The organism is Thermotoga sp. KOL6, assembly GCF_002866025.1.
Classification (GTDB): Bacteria; Thermotogota; Thermotogae; order Thermotogales; family Thermotogaceae; genus Thermotoga.
Map to the genome: position 1 here is coordinate 648,173 of NZ_LNDE01000001.1, position 26,018 is coordinate 674,190.

The 26,018-nt window shown below is 41.6% G+C and carries 30 protein-coding genes and 1 tRNA gene; 25 read left to right on the forward strand and 6 right to left on the reverse strand.

What is annotated here, in order from left to right:
• Positions 1–4: 4 nt before the first annotated feature.
• The 4 genes from AS005_RS03470 to recJ form a co-directional block, all read right to left on the reverse strand.
• Entirely contained in the window at positions 5–1,015 is a 1,011-nt protein-coding gene (locus tag AS005_RS03470) for a rod shape-determining protein (RefSeq protein WP_101510274.1), read from the reverse strand.
• 58 nt (positions 1,016–1,073) lie between these two features.
• Positions 1,074–1,149 (reverse strand) — tRNA-Arg (locus AS005_RS03475).
• On the reverse strand, positions 1,140–1,763 hold the full coding sequence (locus tag AS005_RS03480) for a RuvX/YqgF family protein (protein ID WP_101510275.1): 624 nt from the start codon (positions 1,761–1,763) through the stop codon (positions 1,140–1,142). Before AS005_RS03480 ends, AS005_RS03475 begins: the two co-directional genes overlap by 10 nt.
• On the reverse strand, positions 1,760–4,612 hold the full coding sequence (gene recJ / locus AS005_RS03485; RefSeq protein WP_101510276.1) for a single-stranded-DNA-specific exonuclease RecJ: 2,853 nt from the start codon (positions 4,610–4,612) through the stop codon (positions 1,760–1,762). The genes AS005_RS03480 and recJ overlap by 4 nt, the downstream gene beginning before the upstream one ends.
• Positions 4,613–4,694: 82 nt before the next feature.
• Here recJ and AS005_RS03490 point away from each other — a divergent pair, with 82 nt between their 5' ends.
• From AS005_RS03490 to AS005_RS03500, 3 genes are read left to right on the forward strand one after another with little or no spacing between them, the layout of a single operon-like run.
• On the forward strand, positions 4,695–6,110 hold the full coding sequence (locus AS005_RS03490) for an HD domain-containing protein (protein WP_101510277.1): 1,416 nt from the start codon (positions 4,695–4,697) through the stop codon (positions 6,108–6,110).
• Positions 6,104–7,927, forward strand: a complete 1,824-nt coding sequence (locus AS005_RS03495) for a nucleoside-diphosphate sugar epimerase/dehydratase (protein ID WP_101510278.1) — start codon at positions 6,104–6,106, stop codon at positions 7,925–7,927. Before AS005_RS03490 ends, AS005_RS03495 begins: the two co-directional genes overlap by 7 nt.
• Positions 7,908–8,783: a glycosyltransferase family 4 protein gene (locus tag AS005_RS03500; RefSeq protein ID WP_101510279.1), complete on the forward strand. Its 876-nt coding sequence runs from the start codon at positions 7,908–7,910 to the stop codon at positions 8,781–8,783. The genes AS005_RS03495 and AS005_RS03500 overlap by 20 nt, the downstream gene beginning before the upstream one ends.
• Here AS005_RS03500 and AS005_RS03505 read toward each other — a convergent pair.
• A complete protein-coding gene (locus tag AS005_RS03505) occupies positions 8,679–9,569 on the reverse strand; it encodes a DUF1385 domain-containing protein (protein WP_101510280.1) in 891 nt (296 codons plus the stop codon). The two genes, AS005_RS03500 and AS005_RS03505, sit on opposite strands and share 105 nt — an antisense overlap.
• A gap of 68 nt (positions 9,570–9,637) precedes the next feature.
• Here AS005_RS03505 and amrA point away from each other — a divergent pair, with 68 nt between their 5' ends.
• The 22 genes from amrA to lepB all read left to right on the forward strand — a co-directional run bounded on the left by amrA (position 9,638) and on the right by lepB (position 24,174).
• Positions 9,638–10,162, forward strand: a complete 525-nt coding sequence (amrA, locus tag AS005_RS03510; protein ID WP_101510281.1) for an AmmeMemoRadiSam system protein A — start codon at positions 9,638–9,640, stop codon at positions 10,160–10,162.
• 12 nt (positions 10,163–10,174) lie between these two features.
• Positions 10,175–11,170 carry an AmmeMemoRadiSam system radical SAM enzyme gene (gene amrS, locus AS005_RS03515; protein WP_101510282.1) on the forward strand — a complete coding sequence of 332 codons (996 nt, stop codon included), beginning with the start codon at positions 10,175–10,177 and terminating at the stop codon, positions 11,168–11,170.
• Positions 11,137–12,186 (forward strand): FAD:protein FMN transferase, encoded by a 1,050-nt coding sequence (locus AS005_RS03520; RefSeq protein WP_199203824.1) that lies wholly within the window; start codon positions 11,137–11,139, stop codon positions 12,184–12,186. The genes amrS and AS005_RS03520 overlap by 34 nt, the downstream gene beginning before the upstream one ends.
• A 4-nt stretch (positions 12,187–12,190) precedes the next feature.
• Positions 12,191–12,541 (forward strand): NusG domain II-containing protein, encoded by a 351-nt coding sequence (locus AS005_RS03525; RefSeq protein WP_101510442.1) that lies wholly within the window; start codon positions 12,191–12,193, stop codon positions 12,539–12,541.
• On the forward strand, positions 12,535–13,101 hold the full coding sequence (locus AS005_RS03530; RefSeq protein ID WP_233186219.1) for a Gx transporter family protein: 567 nt from the start codon (positions 12,535–12,537) through the stop codon (positions 13,099–13,101). Before AS005_RS03525 ends, AS005_RS03530 begins: the two co-directional genes overlap by 7 nt.
• Positions 13,007–13,609: a Maf family nucleotide pyrophosphatase gene (locus AS005_RS03535; RefSeq protein WP_101510284.1), complete on the forward strand. Its 603-nt coding sequence runs from the start codon at positions 13,007–13,009 to the stop codon at positions 13,607–13,609. Before AS005_RS03530 ends, AS005_RS03535 begins: the two co-directional genes overlap by 95 nt.
• The gene (gene radC / locus AS005_RS03540) at positions 13,545–14,219 is read left to right on the forward strand and encodes a DNA repair protein RadC (RefSeq protein WP_233186239.1); all 675 of its coding nucleotides are present in this window, start codon (positions 13,545–13,547) and stop codon (positions 14,217–14,219) included. The genes AS005_RS03535 and radC overlap by 65 nt, the downstream gene beginning before the upstream one ends.
• Positions 14,216–14,764: an HDIG domain-containing metalloprotein gene (locus tag AS005_RS03545; RefSeq protein WP_101510286.1), complete on the forward strand. Its 549-nt coding sequence runs from the start codon at positions 14,216–14,218 to the stop codon at positions 14,762–14,764. The genes radC and AS005_RS03545 overlap by 4 nt, the downstream gene beginning before the upstream one ends.
• A gap of 10 nt (positions 14,765–14,774) precedes the next feature.
• Positions 14,775–15,521 (forward strand): deoxyribose-phosphate aldolase, encoded by a 747-nt coding sequence (gene deoC / locus AS005_RS03550; protein WP_101510287.1) that lies wholly within the window; start codon positions 14,775–14,777, stop codon positions 15,519–15,521.
• A complete protein-coding gene (locus AS005_RS03555) occupies positions 15,511–16,119 on the forward strand; it encodes a cyclodeaminase/cyclohydrolase family protein (RefSeq protein WP_101510288.1) in 609 nt (202 codons plus the stop codon). Before deoC ends, AS005_RS03555 begins: the two co-directional genes overlap by 11 nt.
• Positions 16,104–17,210, forward strand: coding sequence for a tRNA guanosine(34) transglycosylase Tgt (tgt, locus tag AS005_RS03560; RefSeq protein WP_101510289.1), 1,107 nt, complete (start codon positions 16,104–16,106; stop codon positions 17,208–17,210). Before AS005_RS03555 ends, tgt begins: the two co-directional genes overlap by 16 nt.
• Positions 17,207–18,007 (forward strand): hypothetical protein, encoded by an 801-nt coding sequence (locus AS005_RS03565; protein WP_101510290.1) that lies wholly within the window; start codon positions 17,207–17,209, stop codon positions 18,005–18,007. Before tgt ends, AS005_RS03565 begins: the two co-directional genes overlap by 4 nt.
• A 1-nt stretch (position 18,008) precedes the next feature.
• Positions 18,009–18,818: a mechanosensitive ion channel family protein gene (locus AS005_RS03570; protein ID WP_101510291.1), complete on the forward strand. Its 810-nt coding sequence runs from the start codon at positions 18,009–18,011 to the stop codon at positions 18,816–18,818.
• Positions 18,793–19,065, forward strand: a complete 273-nt coding sequence (locus AS005_RS03575) for an acylphosphatase (RefSeq protein WP_101510292.1) — start codon at positions 18,793–18,795, stop codon at positions 19,063–19,065. Before AS005_RS03570 ends, AS005_RS03575 begins: the two co-directional genes overlap by 26 nt.
• A 152-nt stretch (positions 19,066–19,217) precedes the next feature.
• Complete coding sequence (gene ffh / locus AS005_RS03580) at positions 19,218–20,519, forward strand: signal recognition particle protein (protein WP_101510293.1); 1,302 nt, start codon at positions 19,218–19,220, stop codon at positions 20,517–20,519.
• 13 nt (positions 20,520–20,532) lie between these two features.
• Positions 20,533–20,826 (forward strand): 30S ribosomal protein S16, encoded by a 294-nt coding sequence (gene rpsP / locus AS005_RS03585; RefSeq protein WP_101510294.1) that lies wholly within the window; start codon positions 20,533–20,535, stop codon positions 20,824–20,826.
• The gene (locus AS005_RS03590; protein ID WP_101510295.1) at positions 20,823–21,050 is read left to right on the forward strand and encodes a KH domain-containing protein; all 228 of its coding nucleotides are present in this window, start codon (positions 20,823–20,825) and stop codon (positions 21,048–21,050) included. The genes rpsP and AS005_RS03590 overlap by 4 nt, the downstream gene beginning before the upstream one ends.
• A gap of 4 nt (positions 21,051–21,054) precedes the next feature.
• The gene (gene rimM / locus AS005_RS03595) at positions 21,055–21,585 is read left to right on the forward strand and encodes a ribosome maturation factor RimM (RefSeq protein WP_101510296.1); all 531 of its coding nucleotides are present in this window, start codon (positions 21,055–21,057) and stop codon (positions 21,583–21,585) included.
• Positions 21,585–22,322, forward strand: coding sequence for a tRNA (guanosine(37)-N1)-methyltransferase TrmD (trmD, locus tag AS005_RS03600; RefSeq protein WP_101510297.1), 738 nt, complete (start codon positions 21,585–21,587; stop codon positions 22,320–22,322). The genes rimM and trmD overlap by 1 nt, the downstream gene beginning before the upstream one ends.
• A complete protein-coding gene (locus AS005_RS03605; RefSeq protein WP_101510298.1) occupies positions 22,316–22,894 on the forward strand; it encodes an RNA methyltransferase in 579 nt (192 codons plus the stop codon). The genes trmD and AS005_RS03605 overlap by 7 nt, the downstream gene beginning before the upstream one ends.
• A 9-nt stretch (positions 22,895–22,903) precedes the next feature.
• On the forward strand, positions 22,904–23,251 hold the full coding sequence (gene rplS, locus AS005_RS03610) for a 50S ribosomal protein L19 (protein ID WP_101510444.1): 348 nt from the start codon (positions 22,904–22,906) through the stop codon (positions 23,249–23,251).
• Entirely contained in the window at positions 23,251–24,174 is a 924-nt protein-coding gene (gene lepB, locus AS005_RS03615) for a signal peptidase I (protein WP_101510299.1), read from the forward strand. The genes rplS and lepB overlap by 1 nt, the downstream gene beginning before the upstream one ends.
• On the opposite strand, the gene AS005_RS03620 is transcribed toward lepB, so the two are convergent.
• On the reverse strand, positions 24,168–25,991 hold the full coding sequence (locus AS005_RS03620; protein WP_233186220.1) for a PQQ-binding-like beta-propeller repeat protein: 1,824 nt from the start codon (positions 25,989–25,991) through the stop codon (positions 24,168–24,170). The genes lepB and AS005_RS03620 overlap by 7 nt on opposite strands.
• Positions 25,992–26,018 lie beyond the last annotated feature (27 nt).

A 26,018-nucleotide genomic window follows, 5' to 3' on the forward strand; every position in this document is an offset into this window, starting at 1 on the left:
CACATCACCTCGAGAAAGTTTCACAGACAGTTTTCAGCAATTTTTCGTCTTCCAGAAGAAGTCCTGTTCCCCTGGCAACACAGGTTATGGGATCTTCCGCAACTATCGTCTTAACATGTATTTCATCGTAAATGGTTCTATCCAATCCTCTGAGAAGAGCTCCACCACCTGTGAGGTGTATTCCGTTGTTTATAATGTCCGCCGAAAGTTCTGGGGGAGTTTTTTCTAAAACATTTTTTATCTTTGTCAGAAGAGAATCAATAATGGGTTCTATAGCCTCTCTTACATCTTCTGAGCTCACTCGGTCTGTTCTTGGGAGCCCCGTTACCACGTCTCTCCCTTTTATCTCTATCTCATAATCTTCGAAAGAAGGATGTGTTTTTCCTATTCTCTTCTTTATTTCTTCCGCTGTGGATTCGCCTATGATAAGACCGTATTTTTTCCTGATGAATTTTACGATGGCTTCGTCCATGGCATCTCCAGCCATTCTCACAGATTCTCCCACAACAATTCCACCGAGACTTATCACTGCTATATCCGTGGTTCCTCCACCTATGTCAACCACCATGTTACCTTCAGAAGCCATGACATCTATTCCCGCACCAATTGCAGCCGCTATAGGTTCGGAAACTATGTGCACTCTTTTCGCCCCAGCGTTGAGTCCTGCTTCAAAAACTGCTCTTTTTTCCACTTCGGTAATTTTCGTTGGAACGCCTATAATGAGAGAAGGTTTCACAAAGCTGAACCTACCTACTATGCGTTTCAAAAATGTCCTTATGATCGCTTCTATTGTCTTGTAATCAGCTATAACACCATCTTTCATGGGCCTTATTGCCTTCAAACCCTCCGGAGTTTTACCGAGCATTTTCTTTGCTTCCTCTCCTATCGCGACTATCTCACCCGTTTTCTCCGAAATTGCAACGACAGATGGTTCATGCAGGACTATTCCTTCTCCTCTTTTGTAGACAATTATGGAGGCCGTACCTAAGTCTATACCGATGTCTCCTTTCGGCATTCTAAAACCTCCTCGTCTTGATTATTCTTTGTTTCGAAAGGATTCTCCTAAAAAAATCTGGTGTGCCTGGCGGGACTCGAACCCGCAACCTCTGGATCCGGAGTCCAGCGCTCTATCCGTTGAGCTACAGGCACACCAGTTTTCCTCTTTCAGTTGTATAATTCACCAATTCACCACAGTTTTTCCCTGAAAGAACTAGATCATACTTCTTATTGGGAATACTTCTCTCAACGAAGTATCCTTTTTCATAGTAGAAATAAGCCAATACAGGATCTCGAGTCACTACATAAATTTCTTTCGCCTCTATCCTCAAAGAAGGATCAGGAAACTCATAAAGAAGAACTCTTTCATAAACTGCGTTGCCAACAGTTATATCTACCTTCTCTCTTCTATCTTCAACCTTTACACAACTGAGAGGATTCTCCACGAACAATTGAAATATGAGAGCCGCACTCACTGCGTCGTCCCTCTTCGAGATCTTAGTGGCAATCTTGGTGGTCAACCTTTCATCGCATAAATACGTTTCATACTCCTTGGAGAATTTAATAGCAACCTGGATCGTTTTGAAAGTCTGCTGCGAATACCGTCCACTCATTGATAAAGGCAATCCGAAAGCAATTTTTTCTGGGCGCAGCTTTTTTATAAAATCTTTAAGCCGACCTGTCGGAACCACAACACTTTCCCTCGGAAGAAACTGACCATAAGCCACTCCACACTTTTTTTCTCCGTAATCTACAGCAACTATCACCTTACCACCTTACTCTTAAAGAAAGAAAACAGCTCTTTCAAGTCTTTTGTAAGAATGCGAACAGTATTTTCGAACATTGTCTTTTCAATTTCACCTTCTATTACCCTCCACGGTACGTTATCCGATCCTTTATAGCTCCACGTCTTAAGATCCAATCCCATGTCTTCGAGAAGCTTTTCGTAAATTCCCTTCAAAACACGTCCTTTTATCCCAGAATTTTCCAAAAATTCTTCCAACTCTTTTATGTTTTTCACACTCAGAATAATTTCCATCAATTTATCTCGACTGGGAAAAAGCTTTGACAGTTCATCTCTACGTTTTTCTATACTCTGATTAGAGTAACAAAGGTTGATAACAGCACCTTTTCTAAGCAGATCGATCACCTCGTAAATACTGAGAGGGAAATCATAGAAAAATATGTCACCTTTAATGTAAGTTGGCAGACCGTCAGAGTTGCTTGTGAGAATTGCCTTTTGAACGGAACCGTTTTCTATCATACCTATCACTTTCATCTTTTTTTCCAAATCCATTCCCCCGTAATATACGAGGACATTCCTACCGAGCTTTGAGTAAACCACCGGCACTAATTTTTTTTCAGAAACAACGACGGAGAAACCACTGTATTCTTTCAAAGACTCAAGAGAAAAAGAACCACGTTGATCCGAAATGAAAAATTCTTCCAATTCGTCGGTTCTGAATTCTAAAGCTTCGTATCCTGTCCCTTTTAAAAACGTTTCCAATTCCAGAGTATTCATCGAAGATATCAGGACAAATTTTTCGGGATATCTTTCCACAATATCCAAAAACCTCTGAACCTGTTCGTTGCGGGCGAAAGACACAAAATCTTGAAATTCACTAATAACGAACAAATTGAAATCATCCAATGGAAGATGCTTCAAGAACCCCATCAGGGTTAAGACTACTATTTCGCTTTCTCTGTTCTTTGAAAGTGTGGAATTCACGAATCCTGGTAACTTTGTGGTACTGTATCTAGTTAAACAACCAGATACGTTCTGTGCTGCTGCATTTGTTAACGAAACAACAGCGAGCCTTCCACCGACTTCCTCTTTGACAGAAAGTAGAAATTTAGTCTTGGAAGGATAAGGAACCTTCACAACCGTCCTTTTTCGGGATCCTCTCAGAATGTTTTCTACTGCTTTATTTTTCACGTGGAAGCTCGGTTTCACTTCCAAAGATACAAGGTAATAGTGTAGACTACCTCCCATGGGTCTCACATTGACAACGACATTGCCCTTCGTTGGACAGACAGGGAGGGTAGAGAAACTATCCGCTAGATTTTTAAAACCGTAACCAACAATCTCCAGTTTTTTTTCTCCATTTCTCAAGTGAAGGATGACGTTGCTGTTCTCTTCACCGAAAAAGTGTATCTTTTCTATGATCAAGTCACTGAAGAGAAGAACAGGCTCTGGATTGCCTTGGCCAAAAGGCATGAGACGTCCTATGTCATTGACAAACTGCCCGTTTATATCCTCAATTTTAATTTCCGCATCAACTATAACTTTTTCTTCCCTTTCCTCTAAAACGAGGTTTTTCACGTGTTCTCTGAAAACATTAAGTTGCTCTCTCCTGAGAGTGAATCCTGCCGCAGAAGCGTGTCCTCCTATTTCATCGAATATCTCCAACGTCTGATCGGAAAAAACGCTCATTATATCGTAACCGTTGTAGCTCCTAATGGATCCTTTTGCAAATTCATCACTTAAAGAGACCACTGCAACAGGTTTTTCATATCGATTTGCCAGTTTTGCCGCTACGATACCTATAACTCCAAGATGCCAATTTTCTTTTGCGACCACTATGATAGGCTCCTTCCAAAGGTCATTTGCCTCGATGATTTCAACAGCTTCCCTGTATATCTCTCTTTCAGTTTTTCTCCGAATGTTGTTCAATTCCATTAATCTATCCACAACATCATTTGCCCTTATCGGATCGGTCATCGTCAACAACTTGAAAGCATCTATCGCACTTCCCATCCGGCCTGCAGCATTAAGCCGAGGAGCCACTTTGTAACTAATATCATGGGATGTCAACCCTTTCAAACCGAGCCTTTCAAGGAGCTTTCTCAATCCGATTCGTCTCGTCTCTTTCAACAGTTCTATGCCTTTTTTCACGAAATACCTGTTCTCATCCAGCAGGGAAACCATGTCTGCCACAGTTCCCAGAGCCACTAATTCTAGAAATTTTTCTACTCCGGAGTACTTTATAACTCGGGCGAGAGCTTGGACGAGTTTGTAAGTTACTCCTACACCAGCCAGATCTCTGAAAGGATATTTTTCCCCAGGCACTTTTGGGTTCACCACAGCGTCGGCTGGGGGTACCTCGTTGTTCACTTCGTGGTGATCTGTTACGATCACTTTCATACCAAGATCCTTTGCAAGGGCGATGGACTCGAAAGCAGTGATACCACAATCGACGGTTACCAAATAAGATACATTTTCTTCTCTAAAAGCGGTAATGTTTTCTGGTTGGACACCGTATCCCTCTTCTATACGGTGCGGAATGTAAACATCAACCAACCAACCGTTCTCTTCAAGAAACTCTTTCAATATCGCTGCGGATGTTATTCCGTCTACATCGTAGTCACCATGAATCAACACACGAGATTTTTCTGCACGAGCCTTGAGCAAGATTTCCACAGCTTTTTCCATGTCCTTGAAAAGGAAGGGATCATGCTGATGCGACTCGTCTATAAACAGAAAGGATTCAACAGCTTCTTCAGTATCGATTCCGCGATTCACCAGTATTCTGGCCGCTATTTCGGTGAGACCAAAATGCTGTGAAATCCTCTTCACAGCTCCTTCATTGGGTTGTGAGAGTTCCCACTTTTTCATCCTCCGTGATCTCCTTTTCTTTTTTTAATAATTTTACCATACCTTATGAGTGATACAATTTAACTTGAGAGGTGATGGGGATATGTTGAAAAAAGTTTCGAGAGATCCCATTCATTCGGAGATATACCTGTATCCTCTGGAAATACTCGTTACTGATACAAAGATAGTTCAGAGATTGAGGTTTCTTTCCCAACTTGCAGGAGCAACGATCGTATACCCAGGAGCTACCCACACTCGATTCGCCCATTCTCTCGGAGCCATGCACATCGCTGGAATATATGCCAGGAATCTGTTCACCGATCCACATAGAATCAGACTCGTTCGTTTGGCTGCCCTCTTGCATGATGTAGGACACGGTCCTTTCAGCCATCAATTCGACGATGTGGTTTTCAAAAAGTACGGTTATGAAGATGGCCATGATGAATTCAGAAACAAAATCGTTTTCGAAAAGCTTCCAGAAGAAATGATAAGGGTTTTCAGCTCTTACAATTCGCGATTGAAACAAGCAGTAGAAGAGGACATCAGAGAAACTTTTGGAGATCTCTCCGTGGAAGATGCGTTTGAAAAGTTGGCAAGAGAAATAGTGGACGTGTTCAACGGTGAGGGAACAGGGAGCGTAGATTTCAACATCATTCAGGGTCCCCTCGGTGCAGACAGACTCGATTTTCTACTGAGAGACTCTTATCACAGTGGTGTAGGACATTTCACTCCTATGAACGTGGACAGAGTTTTAAGAAACTCGCTCGTTAAAATGAAAGAAGGAAAGGAGATCCTGTGTTATCACGTAAAAGTCATCGACAACATCTACTCCATACTTTTTAGCCGTTTCATGATGTACAAAAACGTATACTTCCACAAGACATCAAGAGCAGCAGATCTCATGATTCAAGAGATTCTCTCACGCGCCTGTGAGATTTTGAATTTGAAAGAACGTTTGGAAAATTTGGACGAATTTTTGGAGTTGACGGATTATTCCATTCTCAAAGAACTGGAATTGAAAGGAGACGCTGAGACCAAAAAACTCATAGAACGCTTTAAAACTCGAAATCTTTGGAAAATGGTAGTCGAACGTCCGTTCTCAACGGAGGGTTTTGATCCATCTGAGTTGAGCCTCTCAGCTGCAAAGAGTATCATAGACAAGATGGTGGAAAACATAGAAAACCTTTTGAAGAAAGACGAAGAAATCGAAGAAACGGATAGAAAGATACTCGAGGACATCCGTGAAAGAAGAGAAGATTATTTCAGAATAGACACACCTTACAAGCTCACGATCTTCCATCCGGATGAATTCCTACAAAACAACGTCTTTCTTTACGATCCAAAAATTGACGAAGTGATCACTGTAGACGATTACGTGAAAAAATACCCTGCTTATAAGCTCATGGTGAGTAACATGATACAGATCGTCAGGATCTATGTCACAGAAGACGTTCGAGAGACACTATACAAATATAAAATCGTACCCGAAGATGGAAGAAAGGCGGTTACGAGATGGTGAATGCGAGGAAATTCGTGTTGTTTCTTTTGGATGTTGGTTTGACTCTCTTTTCTGGTGTGATCGCTCTTTTCGCAAGGTTTGGTTTTGATTTCCAGGAAATGAGTCGTTACAACGAATCAATTCTCGTGTACACTCTCATTGCCTCTGTCATCTATATCTTGAACAGAAATTATTCTGTTGTGTGGGAATACGCGAATGCTAGAGATTTCCTCCTTCTCATAAGGGGAAGTGTCGCCTCATACATTGCAAATCTCGTCTTTTTCTATTTCTATCGGAGTATCATCCTTCCACGTTCGGTGGGGTTTGCTACCTTCTTAGGTTCAATGGTTCTTATCGTCCTGAGCAGAATAACATGGCAATGGTTGATTTTGAACAGAAGGAAGAAAAAAACCGGTGAAAAGAGGATATTGATCATTGGAGCAGGTGACGCCGGGGTATCTATATTAGAAGAGTTTGAGAAACATCCACACCTCGGAAAAGTGATTGCCTTCGTAGATGACTCTCCGAGAAAAATCGGGAGAAGGGTGAGAGGAATCCCTGTTTTCGGACCTGTAGACAGAATCATGGATCTGGTAGAACAATTCGTCATAGACGAAGTAATTGTGGCCATTCCTTCTGCAACCAAGCAACAGATGGAGCGTATTTTGGAAAAAATAGACCTGAAAAGAGTAAAAGTGAAAACGTTACCGAGCATAAGAGAACTTATGGAGGAAAAAGTAAAGCTTTCACACTTGAAAGAAATCTCGATAGAAGATCTCTTAGGAAGAGAGGAAGTGAAAGTCAATATCCGTGAGATAGAAAATTTCTTGAAAGGAAAAAGAGTTCTGGTCACCGGAGCCGGTGGAAGTATAGGATTCGAACTCTGCAAACAAATAGCAAAGATCGATCCAGAAGAGATAATTCTTTTAGGACACGGTGAAAACAGCATTTACCTTATAGACGAGTTCCTCAACGAAAACTTTCCCAATCTGAAAAGAAAAAGGATAATAGCGGATGTTGCTGAAAGAAAAATCTTAGAATATTGGTTGTCTAAGCTGACTCCCGAGATTGTATTCCACGCAGCGGCTCACAAACACGTTCATCTGATGGAAGAAAATCCTTTAGAGGCTTTCCGAGTAAACACTCTTGGAACGATAAATCTCATAGAACTTTCAAAAAAGACGGGTGTGAAGCACTTCGTTTTCATCTCTACGGACAAGGCAGTGAATCCTTCCTCGGTAATGGGACTCACGAAAAGAATTTCGGAACTATACATCCTATCACAAAACAACACCAGAACAAGATTCTCTATAGTCAGATTCGGAAATGTACTTGGAAGCCGCGGTAGTGTGGTGGAGAAATTCAAGCGTCAAATAGAAAAAGGTGGTCCTGTAACTGTAACAGATCCGAGAATGAAACGTTACTTCATGTCCATTCCAGAAGCGGTTTCTCTCATCCTCCAATCTTTACTCTATTCGTCGGGAAAAGACCTGTTCATACTCGATATGGGAGAGCAGATTCCAATCGTCAAACTCGCGGAAACGATGATCATGCTTTCCGGATTCATTCCTCATCAAGATGTAAAAATTGTATTCACAGGCTCTAGACCAGGAGAAAAGATTTACGAAGAACTCACCTACCCTTATGAAAAGAAAGAACCCACTCCTCATCCTAAGATCTTCAAAGTGCTTTCTGAGAAGGACTTTTCAGAAAAAGAAGTTCGAGCTTCAATTGAAAGGATGAAAAATGCTTACGAAAGGATGGACATGGAAAGGCTTTTCGAAGAGATGAAGAAGCTCGTTCCGGAGGCAAGAATAAATGCTGGAATTTTTGGTTAGTTTTTTTGGAACTTTCACTCTGTTCTTGATAGGAAAAAGGACAGGCTTTCTCGATCATCCTTCCTCCAGAAAATTACACGAAAGCGCTGTCCCGCCGGTTGGTGGTATTGCTATTTTCCTGACGTTACTGGTTTTTGGAAGGGACAATCCTGTTTTTGTCTACTCGATTCCCATGTTTGTTCTTGGAATACTGGACGATATCTTCGATCTTTCGTACAAGGTAAAACTCACTGCCACCGCTTTCGTTTCTCTTTGGTATGTTCTTTCCGTGCCACTCGAAACATACATTTTTGGTACAAAGGTTCCCCAAATTCTTCTCCTCATTTGGATTCTTGGAATGGTGAACGCCTTCAATGTCATAGACGGAATAGACGGTTTGATGGGAGGGATATCTTTCCTGATGGCTCTTTTGCTAGGGGAAAAGAGCCTTGCTTTTTCCATCTTGGGGTTCATCCCTATGAATCTTCCACCAGCAAAAGTGTTCCTCGGAAACAACGGGTCTTTTTTTCTCGGTACCTTCCTTTCATTGGCAAGCTTCCAGTTCTTTGACGGAGACATTGGATTCGCAACGCTTTTCCTTGGTCTTCCCTTTTATGAAATAGTTTTCAGTTTTTTAAGAAGAGCCTGGAAAAGGAAAAATCCTTTTTCACCAGATAAATTTCACACCCATCATGTGTTTTGTCGAAGACTTGGAAAGTGGGGCTCTTTTATTACTCTTCTCTCGATTTCTGCTTTCTTCAATCTCCTTGGGTTATCCGAGAAGTTCCAGACCTTCTTCCTTTACTTGGTGATCTGTATTATCCTCTTTTTCACTTACAGCCTGTTTCAAAGCGACTATCGCGGTTTCGATCTGTGAGTCATCTGGCTTTGCCGTAGTCAAGTACTGAAGAAGATAACCCGGAAAGTACAAGACTTTTATCCATCCCTTTCCCTCGAAGAAGGCGGCAAGTTTTAGAAACTCATAAGAAATTCCTGCCGCGAACGGGAGTAAAATCAACCTTGAAATTATTCTTGTCCACACAGAGAGCTCTATAAGCGCTCCAAAAACGCTGAGCAGAACGATAGCGACTATCAGAAAAATCATGACGAAGTTGGTTCCACACCTTGGATGTACAGTGGAATATTTCCTAACATTCTCCACTGTTAACTCTTCGCCGTGTTCGTACGCGTGTATCGTCATGTGCTCTGCTCCATGATATTGAAAGACCCTCTTCACGTCTTTGAAAAGAGAGATAATCCAAACATAGAGAAGGAAGAGACCTAACCTAATAAATCCCTCGACGATCGAATAAAGAAACTCATCTTCCTTTTTAATCAGAAAATTTGTCAGGAAAATAGGCGCTACGACAAAAAGACCCACAGCGAGTCCAATCGCCAAAATCAAAGAGAAAAATTTCTCACTGCTTTTCATCTCTTCACCCGAAGAGATCTCTGAGGAAAGGTTGAGAGCCTTTATTCCAAAATACAAGGAGATGAAAAGAGAATAAAAACCTCTCAAAAAAGGGACCCTTGCCCATTTTGGGAATCTTACACTTCCCAAATCCTTTACCACAATCTCCCCAGAGGTTTTCCTAACAGCCAGAGATACTCTCTTCGCTATCATGAGAACTCCTTCAATAACCGCCTGTCCACCTACTTTCACTGTATCCTCTCCTTTCCAAATTTAATGATACACCAAAATGCTATAATTATCTTGTGGTGGTGAGAATTATGATAGGTGAGCATCCTTATGTGAAGTGGGCAATCAGGGTTATAGAAAATTACGTAAGATATGGGAAAATAATAGAACCTGACGAAAATGTACCAAAGGAGCTTTTTAAAAGAAAAGCAGGAGCTTTTGTAACTCTTCATAAAACGGACGGTTCATTGAGAGGATGTATAGGAACTTTTCTGCCCACGAAACCAAATCTTGCCCTTGAAATAAGAGACAATGCCATAGCTGCTGCTACTCAAGACCCTCGTTTTCCCCCGGTTACTCCTGATGAACTGGATGATATAGAAGTCCACGTCGACATTCTCAGCACACCTGAACCCGTGAGAGACCTCTCGGAGCTCGACCCCAAGAAGTACGGCGTGATAGTTATGAAAGGTTGGAGAAGAGGGTTACTCCTTCCAGATATAGAAGGTGTCAACACCGTGGAAGAGCAACTCAGAATAGCCAAACTGAAAGCAGGTATCCCGGAGTGGGATGACGAGGTAGAAATATACAAGTTTACAGTCGAACGTTACAAGTGAGGAGGAGGAGACATGGAGAAAATGGCGATACACTTTGAACCTCTTGAAGGAAAAAAGGTGAAATGTCTTCTGTGTCCACATGAGTGTCGCCTCGATGAGGGACAAGTGGGACTGTGTGGAGTTAGAAAAAACAAAGGCGGTGCGTTAGTAAGTTTGAACTATGGAGAAGTAACTGCCATAGCTATGGATCCAATAGAAAAAAAGCCACTTTTTCATTTCAATCCAGGCGAACAGATTTTTTCTGTTGGAACATTCGGATGTAATTTCAAGTGTGGATTTTGTCAAAATTGGGAGATTTCACAGATGAAGCCTGAGACAAAAAAAGTGACACCAGAACAGCTCGTAAAAATTGCCTCTATAAATAGAGAATCCAAGGGTATTGCTTTTACGTACAACGAGCCCCTCGTCTGGTTCGAATTTGTCCTAGACACTTCCCGAGTAGCTGTAAAGGAAGGAATGTACTGCGTCTTGGTAACGAACGGATATATAAATGAGGAACCACTGGAGCTGTTGTTTCAATCCATTCATGCGATGAACATTGACCTCAAGGGATTCAACAGAGATTTCTACAGGGAGATCGGAGGAGATCTGGACGTGGTCCTCAGAAACATTGAAAAGGTGTATAATGCTGGAATCCACATTGAGTTGACTACACTCATTATTCCGGGGAAAAACGATGACAGAGAAGATTTGAAAAGAGAATTCGAATGGATAGCAAATTTGGACAAAGACATTCCTTTACATATCAGTCGATACTTTCCGAACTACAAATACACCATCCCTCCTACCCCTATAGAAGAACTCATTGAGATATATGAATTGGCGAAAAAGTATCTAAACTTTGTGTATCTAGGAAACGTTTGGGATGAAAGATTCGAAAGCACTTTCTGCCCTGATTGTGGCAACCTTGTTATTAGAAGGCGAGGATATGAAGTAGAGAAGATTGGATTAGATGAAGAAGGGAAGTGCAAAAAGTGTGGTCGTCAAATAGCAACAATCATTGGATAACGAAGGGGAAAATTTTTCTCTTTTCTCTCCTCCTTCTCGGAACTATTGGAACTTTCCTCGTTTTTGTTCTCTTTCGTTCGAACGAACAGTATTACGAACTCAGAGGATTTGCTCTAGGAACGAGTGTGAGAATCGTCGTTGCTTCAAAAAAGATCAACCCCAAAACTATAGCGGAAGCTATACTCGAAGACATGAAAAGAATCACCTACAAATTTTCTACAACCGACAACAGAAGCGTGATAAAGAAGATCAACGATCATCCGGAAGAGTGGATCGAAGTCGATGAAGAAACCTACAGTTTGCTGAAAGCCGCCTATGCTTTCGCTGAACTAACAGAAGGCGCTTTCGATCCGACGGTAGGTGGACTTTTATCACTCTGGGGATTCGTTGGAAATTATGAGAATCCACGAGTACCATCGACAGAGGAAATAGAAAAGGAACTGGAACATGTTGGATACAACAACATTCTTTTCGATGATGAAAACATGAGGATAAAAGTCAAGGATGGCACAAAGATGGATCTCGGTGGAATAGCAAAAGGTTATGCATTAGACAGAGCAAGGCAAATAGCTCTCTCGTTTGATGAGAATGCAACGGGTTTTGTAGAAGCGGGCGGAGACATTCGTATCATCGGACCAAAATTCGGAAAATATCCGTGGGTAATAGGTGTGAAAAATCCCCGTGGTAACGACGTGATAGATTATATCTACTTGAAGTCCGGTGCAGTAGCAACTTCCGGCGATTACGAACGTTACTTTGTGGAAAATGGAATTCGATACCACCACATATTGGATCCATCAACTGGTTACCCTGTAAAAGGTGTTTGGAGTGTCACGGTGATAGCAGAGGACGCAACAACGGCAGATACTCTCTCTACGGCTGGTTTTGTTCTGGCGGGAAGAGATTGGAGAAGAGTGATTCTTGATTTTCCAAGAATGGGAGCACATCCCATGATTGTTCTCGAAGGAGGCAAAGTAGAGAAATCGAACACTTTCACTCTCTTTGAGAAAGAGTGAGAGAATGAGAAAGTTTCTTGAGAAAAAAGATCTTCTTGTGTTTTTCGTTTTCCTTGCAATCGTGATTTTTCCTTTTATCGTTCCAAAAAACATCGGAAACAAAGTAGTTGTCGAAGGAAGAGATTTCAAAAAGATTCTGTCAAAACCTGGGATTTACGACATAGTGGAAAACGGAAAGTTTCTCATGAAAGTGGAGTTCACCGGGGAAAAAGTCAGAGTGGTGGAATCGACTTGTCCATTGAAAATATGCGTAAAAACTGGTTGGGTGGGACCTGGTGGTACCATTGTATGTGTCCCAAATGAGGTGATAATATACTTCGAAGGAAAAACAGATTACGATATCGAAACTTGGTAAAACGAATTGCTTTACTTTCTGTCTTGACGGCTTTATCCTCGGTTTTGTACACCGCAGAAAATCTTCTTCCTTTTCCGGTACCTTTTGGAAGATGGGGTTTTTCCAACTCCGTTGTACTCTTTATAGCTTCAGAGATAGGATTTGCAGATGCCTTGATAGTATCTTCCGCTAAAAGTATCATCGGAGCCCTTTTCAGCGGCCGATTTCTTTCCCCATCTTTTTTGACGGGATTTTTTGGGGCAATTTCCGCGGCAACGATAGAGTCTTTATTAGCAAGATTCGGATTCGGATACCTCGGTTTGAGTCTCTCAGGAGCATCCATGAACAACTTTGTTCAATTAATTGTGATCTCTTTCATCTTGGAAAACACCAAAGCTTTTTCTCTTCTTCCTGTGATGATGAATCTTGGACTGATCTCCGCTACAGCTAACGCTTTCATCGCCAGCAAGATGGGAGGGATCTTATTTGAAAATCGTGCTAGCTTCTTCTTCACCGAGGAGACAGCAGTTGATGAAACTCCTGGGAATAGACTTCGAAATCGAATATCCCAACATCGATGAAAATATTATCGGTGACCCTCTTACCACCGCAAGGGAATTGGCTTTGAAAAAAGCGGAAGACGTTTTTCAAAGGCGAAAAGACAAAAAGGAGATCTTGGTTATTGGCTCGGACACGGTGGTGGAACTGAACGGAGAAACTCTTGGAAAACCAAAAGACACTGAAGAAGCTGAGGAATTCCTCAGTAAACTCTCAGGAAAATGGCACATGGTACACACAGGTGTGGCATTCGTGTCTTTTTCGGCAAGTGATGTTTTGATTTCTTCCACCAAAGTTAAGTTCAGAGAATTGCCTGACGAAATCATCCGGTACTATGTGCAACAGTACAAACCGCTTGACAAAGCGGGAGCTTACGGAATACAAGATTTTGCCTCTGTTTTCGTGGAAAAGGTGGAAGGAGATTTCTTCACTGTTGTCGGCTTTCCAATAGGTTTGATTTGGCAATATCTGTACGAGAAAGGTTGGTGGAAAGTTGTTACCAAGGGAAAGGCTGATAAAAGCAGGGCCTGAAGCACTTTCAAAAGAAGAATTGATCGCCATTCTTTTGAGAACAGGAAGGAAGGGCAAGCATGTACTCGAATTGGCCCGAATTCTATTCGAAAAGTTCGACTCATCCCTGGTAAAGCTCACGAACGCCAATATCGAAGAAATAGCCTCTGTAAACGGCGTAGGAATTGTAAAAGCAGTCACATTGAAAGCTGCTCTCGAACTTGGAAAAAGATTGCACGAAGAGCTAGAGGGAATCCCAAAGAGATTGGATTCACCTGAAAAAGTTTATCGGCACTGTAAAGACATGATCTATCTTGAAAAGGAAGCTGTGAAAGTGATATGTCTTGACAGAAAACTCAACCTTATTTCTGAAGTTGTCATAACCGTTGGGACTTCTGAAAAGAGTCTCGTTCATCCAAGAGAAGTCTTCCGAACAGCTATCAGAACAAACGCTTCGGGAATAATAGTGGCCCACAATCATCCTTCTGGGGATCCAACTCCCAGCAGAGAGGACAGATTGATCACGAAGAATCTAAAAGAGGCAGGAAAAATTCTTGGTATAGATCTGGTTGATCATGTGATAATCTCAAAGAGAGGGTACTTCAGTTTCAAAGAGGGGGGAGAACTTTGATTACCCGAGAAAGAGCTCTGGAACTCCTGAAAGAACATGTGAAAACAAAAAACCTCGTTAAACACTGTCTCGCAACCGAGGTCGTGATGAAGTCTCTCGCGAAAGTACTCGATGAAGACGAAGAAAAATGGGGAATCACAGGACTTTTACACGATCTGGATTACGATTATACAAAAGAAAATCCAGATGAGCATGGTTTAAAGACCGTGGAAATTTTGAAAAACGAAGACGTACCCGAAGATGTGATCAATGCCATTCTCGCTCACTGTGGAAAAAAAGAACCAGAAACCTTGATGGAGAAAGCACTTTATGCAGTGGATCCAACCACCGGTTTCATAGTGGCAGCAGCACTCATAAGGCCGGAAAAAAAACTGGAAGTTCTTGACGTTGACTTCTTGCTGAGGAGATTCAAGGAAAAAGCCTTTGCAAGGGGTGCAAATAGAGATCAAATAAAATCTTGCGAGGAAATAGGCCTTTCTTTGGAAAAGTTCCTCGAAATATCTTTGGAAGCGATGAAGTCGATATCTTCCGAGCTTGGATTGTGAGGTGGTGTTCATGCTGGAATACAAGATTGAAGAAGCGATCGTTCGATACAGAGAATCCTATGAGTTCAAACCCTATAAGGATAAAATTTCCCTTGAAGACGTGAAAGGAGCAATAGAGCACACCAATTTGAAACCTTTCGCCACTCCCGATGACATAGTAAAACTCTGTTCGGAAGCAAAAGAATATGGATTGTACGGAGTGTGTGTGAATCCTTGCTATGTCCCGCTTGCAGAAAGAGAACTTGAAGGAACAGATGTAAAAGTGGTGACCGTTGTCGGATTTCCACTTGGTGCAAACGAGACAAGAGTCAAAGCCCAAGAAGCTTTTTTTGCTTTTGAAAGCGGGGCAGATGAAGTGGATATGGTTATAAACATCGGCATGTTGAAAGCCAAGGAATGGGAATACGTATACGATGATATAAGAAGTGTGGTTGAAGCCGCTCGCGGGAAAACTGTCAAAGTGATTATCGAAACTTGTTATTTGGATCTGGAAGAAAAAATGGCGGCTTGTGTTATCTCGAAAATTGCAGGAGCTCACTATGTTAAGACGTCAACGGGTTTTGGTCCAAAAGGAGCAACGGTCGAGGATGTACACCTGATGAAGTGGATCGTCGGTGAAGATATGAAAGTCAAAGCTGCCGGTGGAATAAGGAGCTATGAAGACGCTGTAAAAATGCTTATGTACGGTGCGGAAAAAATAGGTACGAGTTCTGGTCATAAAATCGTACTGGAGGGGGAAGAAAAGTATGGAGATTGAAAAGCTGTCAATCGAAGAGTTTTGTAACAAGGTTGCGGAGAGAAAACCGACTCCAGGTGGGGGAGCAGTCGGATCCATCGTTGGTGCCCTGGCCTGTGCGCTGGCTGAGATGGTAGCAAATTTTACAAGAAAAAAGAAAGGTTATGAAGACTTCGAAACCGAAATGGAAAAAATCGTTGAGAAAATGGTGGAAGCAAGGGAAAAGTTGTTCTTGCTCTCGAAAGAAGACATGGAAGCGTTCGAAAAGGTTATGAAGGCGTACAAATCCTCAAATGAAGAACTTCAGGAAGCTCTCAAAGAAGCAGCGTCCGTTCCTATGGATGTCATAAGACTCATGAAAGATCTTGGTCACGAGCTTGAAAAACTAGCTGAATTCGGAAACAAAAACTTGGCCTCGGACACATTGAACGCCATGGATCTATGCAGAGCAGTCCTATTGGTAGAGAAAGTGAACGTCTTGGTAAACTTGAAAGGAATTACAGACGAAAAATTTATAAAAGAGATGCTCGAAGAATTGAGCGAACAAGAATCACAAATAGAAGGTAGTTACAGAAGAGTCAAAGAGTTATTGGAGGGAGTTGTGTGGAATTTGAAGTGAAGAAAAGACTCAAAAACGCACGATTGGGCGTCTTGAAACTTCACCATGGAACTGTTGAAACGCCGGTTTTCATGCCTGTTGGTACGAACGCAAATGTGAAGTTACTCACCCCTCGTGATTTAGAAGAAGCAGGTGTTGAGATCATCCTATCGAACACATTCCATTTGATGTTGAAACCAGGAGTGGAGATAATAAAACTTCACAATGGACTTCATAACTTTATGGGTTGGAGAAAGCCAATCCTTACGGACAGTGGAGGATTCCAAGTTTTTAGTCTCCCAAAGCTGAAGATAAACGATGAAGGAGTCGTTTTCAAATCACCAATCGATGGTTCAAAGGTTTCCCTCAATCCAGAAATCTCTATGTCAGTGCAGATAGAACTGGGATCCGACATTTGTATGGTCTTCGATCACTGCCCTCCTCCGAACGCTAGTTACGAAGAAATGAAAGAAGCAACCGAAAGAACTTATAAATGGGCCATCAGATCTAAGAAAGCTTTTAAAACTGAGAATCAAGCCTTGTTTGGGATTGTACAAGGAGGTACATACCCCGATTTGAGGAGAGAGAGCGCTCTTCAGATAACGTCCCTTGGATTCGACGGTTATGCAGTAGGAGGACTTAGCATCGGCGAGGAGAGGATCCTTACACTCGAGATGACCGAAATCACCGTGGAACATCTTCCCGAAGATAAACCCCGTTATTTCATGGGAGGAGGTTCTCCAGAACTCATTCTAGAGTTGGTCGAACGGGGTGTGGATATGTTTGACAGTGTTTTTCCAACAAGAATAGCTCGACATGGCACCGCTCTCACTTGGAAAGGGAAATTGAACCTAAAAGCATCTTACAATAAGAAATCACTGGAACCAATAGATCGTGAGTGTGGGTGTTATACTTGTAATAATTTCACACGCTCTTACATACACCATCTTATATCCCGCGGCGAAGTTCTTGGACAGATTTTGCTTACAATTCACAACGTGAACTTCATGATCTCCTTTATGAGAGAAATCAGACGCTCCATAGAAAACGGTACTTTTGGAGAATTCAAAAGTAGGTTATTAGAGGCTTACTTAGGGGGTGTGAACGTATGAAAAAATTTCTCGTCTTTTTTCTAGTTTTGACAGGTCTTGCGATTGCAACGCAGTTGGAGATATTTTCATCCTCCGGAGAATGGGCATATTTAGAGAACCCAGCGAGAGTGTTCTTTTTGACAAAGCAGGGAATTATGGGAGCGTACCACGTTTTGTCAAGCGAGAGTGGTTCACTTGGAACTTTTCAAATCGGCTTGTTTCAGCCTCCATCGTCCAATATAGCTGGCGTTTTGTTTTTAAAGAGGACAACTTTGGAAAACGCTCAATACGTTACAACCGCTGAGTACGATATAGCGCTCTCCCCACAAGAAAGTATAACTATTGGAGTGGGAACATCTTTTTCGATGGATCAAGATTCGAAGAAAGAACTTAATCTTCATGCAGGAGTATTTGGATATCTTACAGAGAATGTTGAATACTCCGTAGGTGTTAGAAACTTCACGCTGTGGAGCGAAAAAGGATCATACATGGGAGGAATCTACTCTCTGAAGCTTCTCTACGATACGCCAAGAAAGAATAGATTCTCTTACACCTTGAAATTTGACCAACGAGTGCTAGAAAACAAAATAGACTTCTCTATAGGAAATATTCAAAAGGCGGGTTTCGGTATATCGATGCTCACCAACACAGATTCTGGAGAAAACGCCCTCAAAATATCTCTTGGTTTTTACGCAACCGTGAACAACGTATCGATAGGGTTTAACACGTTCATCGCAAGTTCCTCTGTAAGTTCAGATTCACTCTCCGAGTATTATTACACAAAAGGGGTAGGGCTGAGGTTCGCTGTGAGGTGGTGATATGCTTCTGACACGGTTGATACTAACCTCAATAACCGTAGTTGTCTCTTATTTGGTGTTCAAATGGATTTTCAAAATCATAGAGAAAAGCGTTGAAAGGCTTGGAAAAGAACTTCAAATGAGAAACACTATAAGGTTTTTCCTGGGACTCATCATAGCGGTTATAGCAATCATGGTGATCCTTGATATTTGGGATCTAAATCTCGCGCCTATGTTGGCAGGGGTGGGAATTGGCGGCCTTGTCGTAGGTCTGGCTCTCCAAGAACCCCTCTCTAATTTCTTCTCTGGAGTATTCCTTTTGATTTCAAGAGCCATAAAAGAAGGAGAAGCAGTAGAAGCAGGTGGAATTTCTGGAACAGTTGAAGTGGTGAATCTCAATCACACCGTGATCAGAACATGGGATGGACGGAAGGCTATGATCCCAAACAAAACAGTTTGGAACGACAAAATCATTCATTTCTGGCCTTCGAACGTGAGGAGACAGGAAATCACGGTAGGTGTCCCCTACTCCGCCAATCTCAGGAAAGTAGTGGAAATCTTCCAGAAGGCTCTAGAGGATGAAGAAACTGTTGAAAAAGATCCTGTCCCCGCCATAATTTTCTCTGCTTTCAACAGTTCTTCCATAGACTTCATAATAAGATTCTGGGTGAACAGGGATAATTACTTCGAAGGTGTGAAAAGACTCGCCTTCAGAATCAAAGAATATCTGGAGAGAGAAGGAATATCCATTCCTTTCCCTCAACTCGACGTACATTTTGATGATGACTTTCTGAGGGTGTGGGAACGTGAAAGCGATAAAAATAAGAGTTGAGGGGATCGTTCAAGGCGTTGGATTTAGATATTTCACGAGGAGAGTTGCGAAATCTCTAGGTGTGAAGGGTTATGTAATGAACATGGACGATGGATCTGTTTTTATTCACGCCGAGGGTGAAGAGAATGCTCTACGTCGCTTTCTAAACGAAGTGGCAAAAGGGCCTCCAGCAGCTGTAGTAATGAACGTGAGCATTGAGGAAACAACACCAGAAGGGTACGAAGATTTCGTTATCAAGTATTATTAATATTACATCACGTTTATCAGGTGCATTAAGTTAATACACCTATTCTTCGAAACTATATTGTAACATTTATTACTAGACTCCTTACGTGATTAGAAACCTGAAATTAATGGGGGACGTCTAATATCAGAGAGAGACTCGTTGGAGGTGTTTGAATGTTCGAGAATCTCCAAGAAAAACTATCCAGAGTGTTTAGAAATCTTTCCGGTAGAGGAAAGATAACTGAAAAGAACGTTAAAGAAGCTGTCAGGGAAGTAAAGCTTTCTCTGTTGGAAGCTGATGTAAACTACAAAGTTGTGAAAGAATTTGTCGATCATGTCCTCCAAAAAGCGTTGGGTGAAGAAGTTCTCAAAAGTCTAACACCCGATCAGCAGTTCGTGAAGATCGTAAGAGATGAATTGATAAAGATAATGGGAGAGAAAAACGAACCTTTAAAGCTTATACACAGACCTGCCCCTGTGATGATGGTTGGTCTCCAAGGGAGTGGAAAAACAACTACTTGTGCGAAACTTGCAAGACTTCTCAAAAAAGAAGGTCGGAATCCCTTACTCGTTGCGGCTGATCTGTACAGACCAGCAGCTATCGATCAACTTGTCAAACTGGGAAACCAATTAGGAATCGATGTTGTTCATGACTACAAGAAATCGCCCGTGGAAATTGTAAAAGAAAGCATCAGGAAAGCTGAAGAGACGGGAAAAGATGTCCTCGTAGTCGATACCGCTGGTCGTCTCCACATAGATGAAGAGATGATGAAAGAGCTTGAAGAAATAAAATCCGTCCTCAATCCTGATGAGATTTTGTTGGTTGTAGATGCGATGATGGGTCAGGATGCTGTTAATACCGCCAAAGTCTTCGATGAGAGGTTGAATTTGACAGGATTCGTTGTAACGAAAATGGACGGTGATGCCAGAGGCGGTGTGATCCTTTCCATAAAATACATAACGGGGAAGCCTGTTAAATTCATAGGAACAAGCGAAAAACTCGATGGCTTGGAGCCTTTTTATCCTGACAGAGTTGCAAACAGAATTCTCGGTATGGGAGATGTGTTGTCTCTGATAGAAAGAGTGGAAAGGGAATTAGATCAAGAAAAGATGAAAAAAAGTGCGGAAAAGTTTCTCAAAGCAGAGTTTACGTTGGAAGATTTCAAAGAACAACTTCAAGAGATGAAAAAGTTAGGACCTCTCTCCTCCCTTTTGGAGATGCTCCCAGGATCACCCAAAATAGACGTTGAGATGAGCGAAAAGGAATTGAAAAAGATTGAAGCTATCATCAATTCCATGACTGTAGAGGAAAGAAAAAATCCCCACATCATAAACGCAAGTAGAAAAAGAAGGATTGCAAAAGGTAGTGGTACCACTGTTCAAGATGTAAATAAACTCCTCAAGAGTTACGAGCAGATGAAACTTCTTATGAAGAGGATGAAAAAAGGAAAGTTCAAAATACCCTTTGGATTGTAGGGAGGTGTAGTTCGTGGTTAGGATAAGACTCACAAGGATGGGAAAAAGAAAACAACCCTTTTACAGAATTGTGGTCGTTGATAGCAGAAAAAGGAGAGATGGAGCGTACATTGAATCCCTCGGTTATTACAACCCTTTAAAAGAGGGAGAAATAAAGATTAACGTTGAAAAAGCAGTGGAATGGATTTTGAAAGGTGCTCAACCGAGCGATACGGTGAGGGACATTTTCAGAAAATTCGGAGTGATGAAAAGGGTACACGAGATAAAGTACGAGAAGAAAAAAGAAGAGGAGGCAACTTCTGAATGAAAGAGTTGGTGGAGAAAATACTTCGGGGAATAGTAAAACACCCCGAAGAAGTTGTTGTCATGGAATTCGAAGAAGAAGGAAAAAAAGTACTCGAAATAGTAGTGAACGAAGAAGACATTGGGCAAGTCATAGGTAAAGATGGTAGGACTATAAAATCTTTGAAAATCCTCCTGAGTGCCCTCATGGGTGATTCCAAAGAGATCACCATCAGGGTGGTCAGGTGAGAAAATGATAAAAACTCTTCAAGATTTGATCAACGAAAGAATACCGATCGGAAAAGTTGTGAATACGCACGGTTTGAAGGGAGAAGTGAAGCTTTTTCCCTACACGAATTCAGAGGAGATTTTGGGGAATCTCTCGGAAGTCGTTCTATACAACAAAGAGAAGAAGGTGTTTTATCATTTATCCGTAGAATCTATCAGGAGGATGAACAAACTTTTTCTTGTCAGATTCGATACTATCGATACAATAGAAGCAGCAGAAAGAATAAAGGGATGCGAGGTTTTTATAAAGTACGAAGAACTTCCGCCTCTTCAAGAGGATGAATATTACTTCTACGAAATTCTGGGATGTGATGTATTCTACGATTCGGGAGAGAATGTAGGAAAAGTTGTCGACATCATAGAAACAGGATCTAACGATGTACTAGTCGTGAAGAATCAAAAAAAGGAAACACTGATTCCCATGACAAAAGACTGGATCATAAAGATCGATAAAGGTGAAAAAAAGATCGTTGCCAGAAAATTGGAGTGGATTTGATGAGGATCAGTATAGTGACCATATTCCCAGAAATGGTCGAAGTTGTGAAGAAGTACGGTGTCATTGCTCAAGCTGTTGAAGAAGGTATCGTGGAAATAAACGTGGTGAATTTAAGGGATTACACCACTGACAAACATAAAACAGTGGATGACTATCAATACGGTGGAGGATACGGAATGGTTATGAAACCAGAGCCGTTCTTCAGATTCTACGAAAGCTACGTTGAAAAGTACGGCAAACCGTACGTTATTTTGACGAGTCCACAAGGAAGAGTCTTCAACTACAAAATAGCAGAAAAACTCTCCAAGAAACGAGACATCGTGATTTTTTGCGGAAGATATGAAGGAATCGACGAGAGAGTAATGAAAATAGTCGATGACGAGATTTCAATAGGAGATTACATACTCACGGGTGGAGAACTACCGGCCATGGTAATAACAGATGCTATCGTAAGACTCGTACCCGGCGTCGTGAAAAGAGAATCCGTGGAAAGAGAATCTTTTCATCAAGGTCTGCTCGATCATCCAGTCTACACCAGACCTTACGAGTACAAGGGAATGAAAGTACCGGACGTGCTGCTTTCCGGAGATCATCAAAAGGTAGAACTTTGGAGGAGGAAAGAGAGCATCAAAAAAACCATCATGAAACGGCCTGATCTGTTTTTGAAAAAGGAATTGGACGAGCTCGACAAACTGGCTATAATAGAATTGTTCAAGGAGCTGATGAAAGGGTGCTAGATAAGATTTATGTAGCCTTGATTCATTATCCAATAAAAGGAAAAGATGGCAGCATAATATCAACAGCGGTCACCAACCTTGATGTTCACGATATCGCTCGAACAGCGCGTACTTACAATTTAAAGGGATATTACGTGGTCACCAATCTTAAAGCACAACGAGATATGGTAGAAAAGATGCTCAAATTCTGGAGAGAAGGTTTTGGGAGTCAATACAATCCTTCACGAGCAGAATCCCTTAAACTAGTCAGATTGAAACCCTATTTAGAAGATGTGTTAGAAGATATAGAAAACATCGAAAAAGAAAGGCCTTTGATACTCTTTACCTCCGCAAAGAAACGTGAAAACAGTGTATCATTCGAAGAGGCCAAGAAGATTATTCTGGAAACGGAGAAACCTGTTCTCATACTCCTCGGAACAGGTTGGGGATTACCCGACGAAATTCTGGTGATTTCCGACTATGTGATAGAACCCATAAGGGGAAAGTCAGATTTCAATCACCTGTCCGTCAGGGCAGCAGCGGCTATAATAATTGATCGACTGATAGGAGAAAATTATACGAGGAGGGATTAAGGAATGAGTATGGATCATATCGTAAGGATCATCGAAAAGAAATACGAAAAGAAAGAAGTTCCAGATTTCAGACCTGGTGATACAGTGAGAGTTCACGTAAAAGTGGTTGAAGGTGACAGAGAGAGGATACAGGTTTTCGAAGGGATAGTGATCGCCAAGAGAGGTTCTGGAATAAACAAGACGTTCACTGTGAGAAGAATCGGAAGCCACGGCGTCGGTGTGGAAAGAATATTCCCAATACATTCACCCGTTGTCGAAAAGATAGAAGTTGTGAGAAAGGGTAAAGTGAGAAGAGCAAAACTTTACTATCTCAGAAATGTGAGGGGCAAAATCAGGATCAAGGAGCGCAGAGATTAATGAATCTGAAAAAAGAATCCATAGAATGGATCAAGGCGTTGCTTTACGCCTTGGTAGCCGCAACTATTGTGAGGTTGTACATATTTGAAACCATGTTGGTGCCCACAGGATCAATGATTCCCACAATACAGATCGGTGATCGGTTGTTTGTAGAAAAAATCACCTACACTGTTCGAGAACCCGAAATCGGAGAAATTGTTGTATTTTGGTCTCCCTTTGTAGATGAAAGAGCGAGTAAAATGCTTCGCCTTTTTGACAGGTTTATGGATCTTTTTTCACCTGCTAAATTCAGAGGTCATGTTAAATATGTGAAACGCCTTGTTGGAAAAAGTGGAGATGTTCTGGAGATAAAGAATGGCAAATTGTATGTCAACGGGAAAATTCCAGAAACTTTGAAAAATCTGCATTACACTCCTGAGGGAATTTTCAAGTACGAAGATTTTTATGAATGGCTTTACACCGCGAGCAAACTGAGAAAAGACAAAGAATCTTATAGGAAGTACATCTACTCTCTTGCCGAAAAGTACGGTAGAACAGTAGCTGTTTTGGTTTTCTCTCTTATCGGGGAGGAAGGGTTGAAATATGGGGAATACTTCCTCCCCGGTTTACTGAATTACTTCGATCCTTCGATGGTGTACTACGATGAAGAGACAAAATCTTACTATATTCCCGGTATGATCTATCACACGTTTTATGAAGAATACTACGCTAGTTTGGATCTGAAAAGATATATCGAAAGGACAGAGGATGGAACGATAAGGATAAAGGTCCCGGAGGGTTTTTACTTTTTGATGGGGGACAATACAACCGAGAGTCTCGATTGCAGATATTTTGGATTCGTACCAAAAGACCATATCATCGGTTGGCCGATTCTGAGAATATGGCCCTTTGAAAGATTCGGTCCAATTCAACAGCGTTATTGAGAATAAACTTTATCGAAAAAGCAATAAACGATTCCTTCACGTGTAGCAACCACTACCCTTTCTTCTCCTAATGCGGGAGCAGAGTTTGTTTCCCCCACTCGTTCCTCCCATCTCTTTTGACCATCGAAGGTGTAAGAGTAGAGAATACCATTTGAAACAAAGAAAAGATATCCCTCTTTCGAAACGACTACGGGTGAGGGTGATACAGCAGAAATGATTTTATTCACTCCCCCTTGTAAGTCCACAATGTAGACACCTTCTTCAGTGTTCATCACCAAATGTTTCCCATGTGCGAAAAGCTCGGTATTCAGTGTCAAAGGAAATTTCTCTTTCCAAATTACTCCTCCAGTTGATCTGTCCACACAGAACAACCATCCAGAGTTGCTCCCGACAAACACATAATCTTCTATAACTACAGGTCTGGTAGTGAGGAGATATCCAATGTCCGTTTTCCACCTCACAGTCCCGTTGGGATAGAGGGAGTAGAGGCTTCTAGATGTTCCAAAATAAACAGTACCTCTATCATCCACAGCTATGCCTGTAGAAATCCAATCATCATCTTTGAACTGCCAAAGTATGTTCGATTCGTGATCTATTAAATATGCTTCCCCTCCATCGGTTGATACGTAAACTCCCTGGGAATTCACCTCAAAAGATTTCGAAACGTCCGCATCTAACCTCACTTTCCATAAAAGATGCCCGCTTAAGGACAAAGCATACAAATGATCGTCCCAGCTCGTGACATACACTCGTCCCATAAAAACTCTCGGTGGAGCGGTTATTACAAATCCCGTTTTGTAACTCCATAGCTTCTTTCCACTGATCGACAAAACGTGAACAAGTCCCTCAACATCTGCCAAAACAATAAAGCCATCTCCTACAGTGACTGGGGCTCTTACTTCAGAATCCAGATCTATTTTCCAAAGCAGTTCCCCTGGTACAGTTAATTTACTTGAAGGGGCTGAGACTAAGAAAATCTTCCGAGCGACTCCGAGTTTTTTCATCAATAAAGAGACATCCACCCTATAAAGCGTGGTACCCGCTGTAAAGAAGAGAGAATCGTCTGTTTTCACAATGGAGGAAACCATACTTGACAAGGTGTATTCTTTCACGACCTTCAGAGAATTTAACTTGATAGTACTCATAACCAAGATCTTATTTCTAGAAAAAACGAAAAGGAAATCTCCAAGCCATTCAACCTCTCTTAACTCTTCAATATCTGTAAAATAAACCACCTTTGGAGTTAACGGGTTTTCTAAATCAACAATAAACAGAGTGCCTCCTTTTGTTATTCCAGAGAGTGATTTTTTTCCTTTGTTCACAGAGATTCCAATAATATCGGAATTAGATTCTATCTTCCAATATTCCTCATCATTCCTGATAAGGGAAATGTATCTTCCATGGCTCACTATCCAATAATCCTCGAATCTTTCCACATCAGTGGGATCTTCTTGTAGATCGATCGTTTCATAGTCGAATGTGATTGGATCTACTATCAAGACCTTTTTCTTTGAAAGGACAACCAATTTTTCATCTTCCCACTTCAGATTCTCCGCCCGTATTTTCAGTTCACGGTCGATTTTTTTTCTTTTCAAGTCGTACTCTACAATTCCTGTAGTTGTTACAAAGTAAGCTTTATCAGAAAGCACCACCCCTTTCATCGGTGTGAAGGGAAGAACAAGATCAAGGGTACTTTTCAGAGACTCCCCTTCGATCTCAACAACCGACACGAAATTTTCCTCAACCGTCATCAACTGAACGGCGAGGGAAAAAGATATCAAGAAAATCAAAACAAGAATGATCATTCCCTTTCGCACAACTTTCAGCTCCCATTCGTGGTGTTC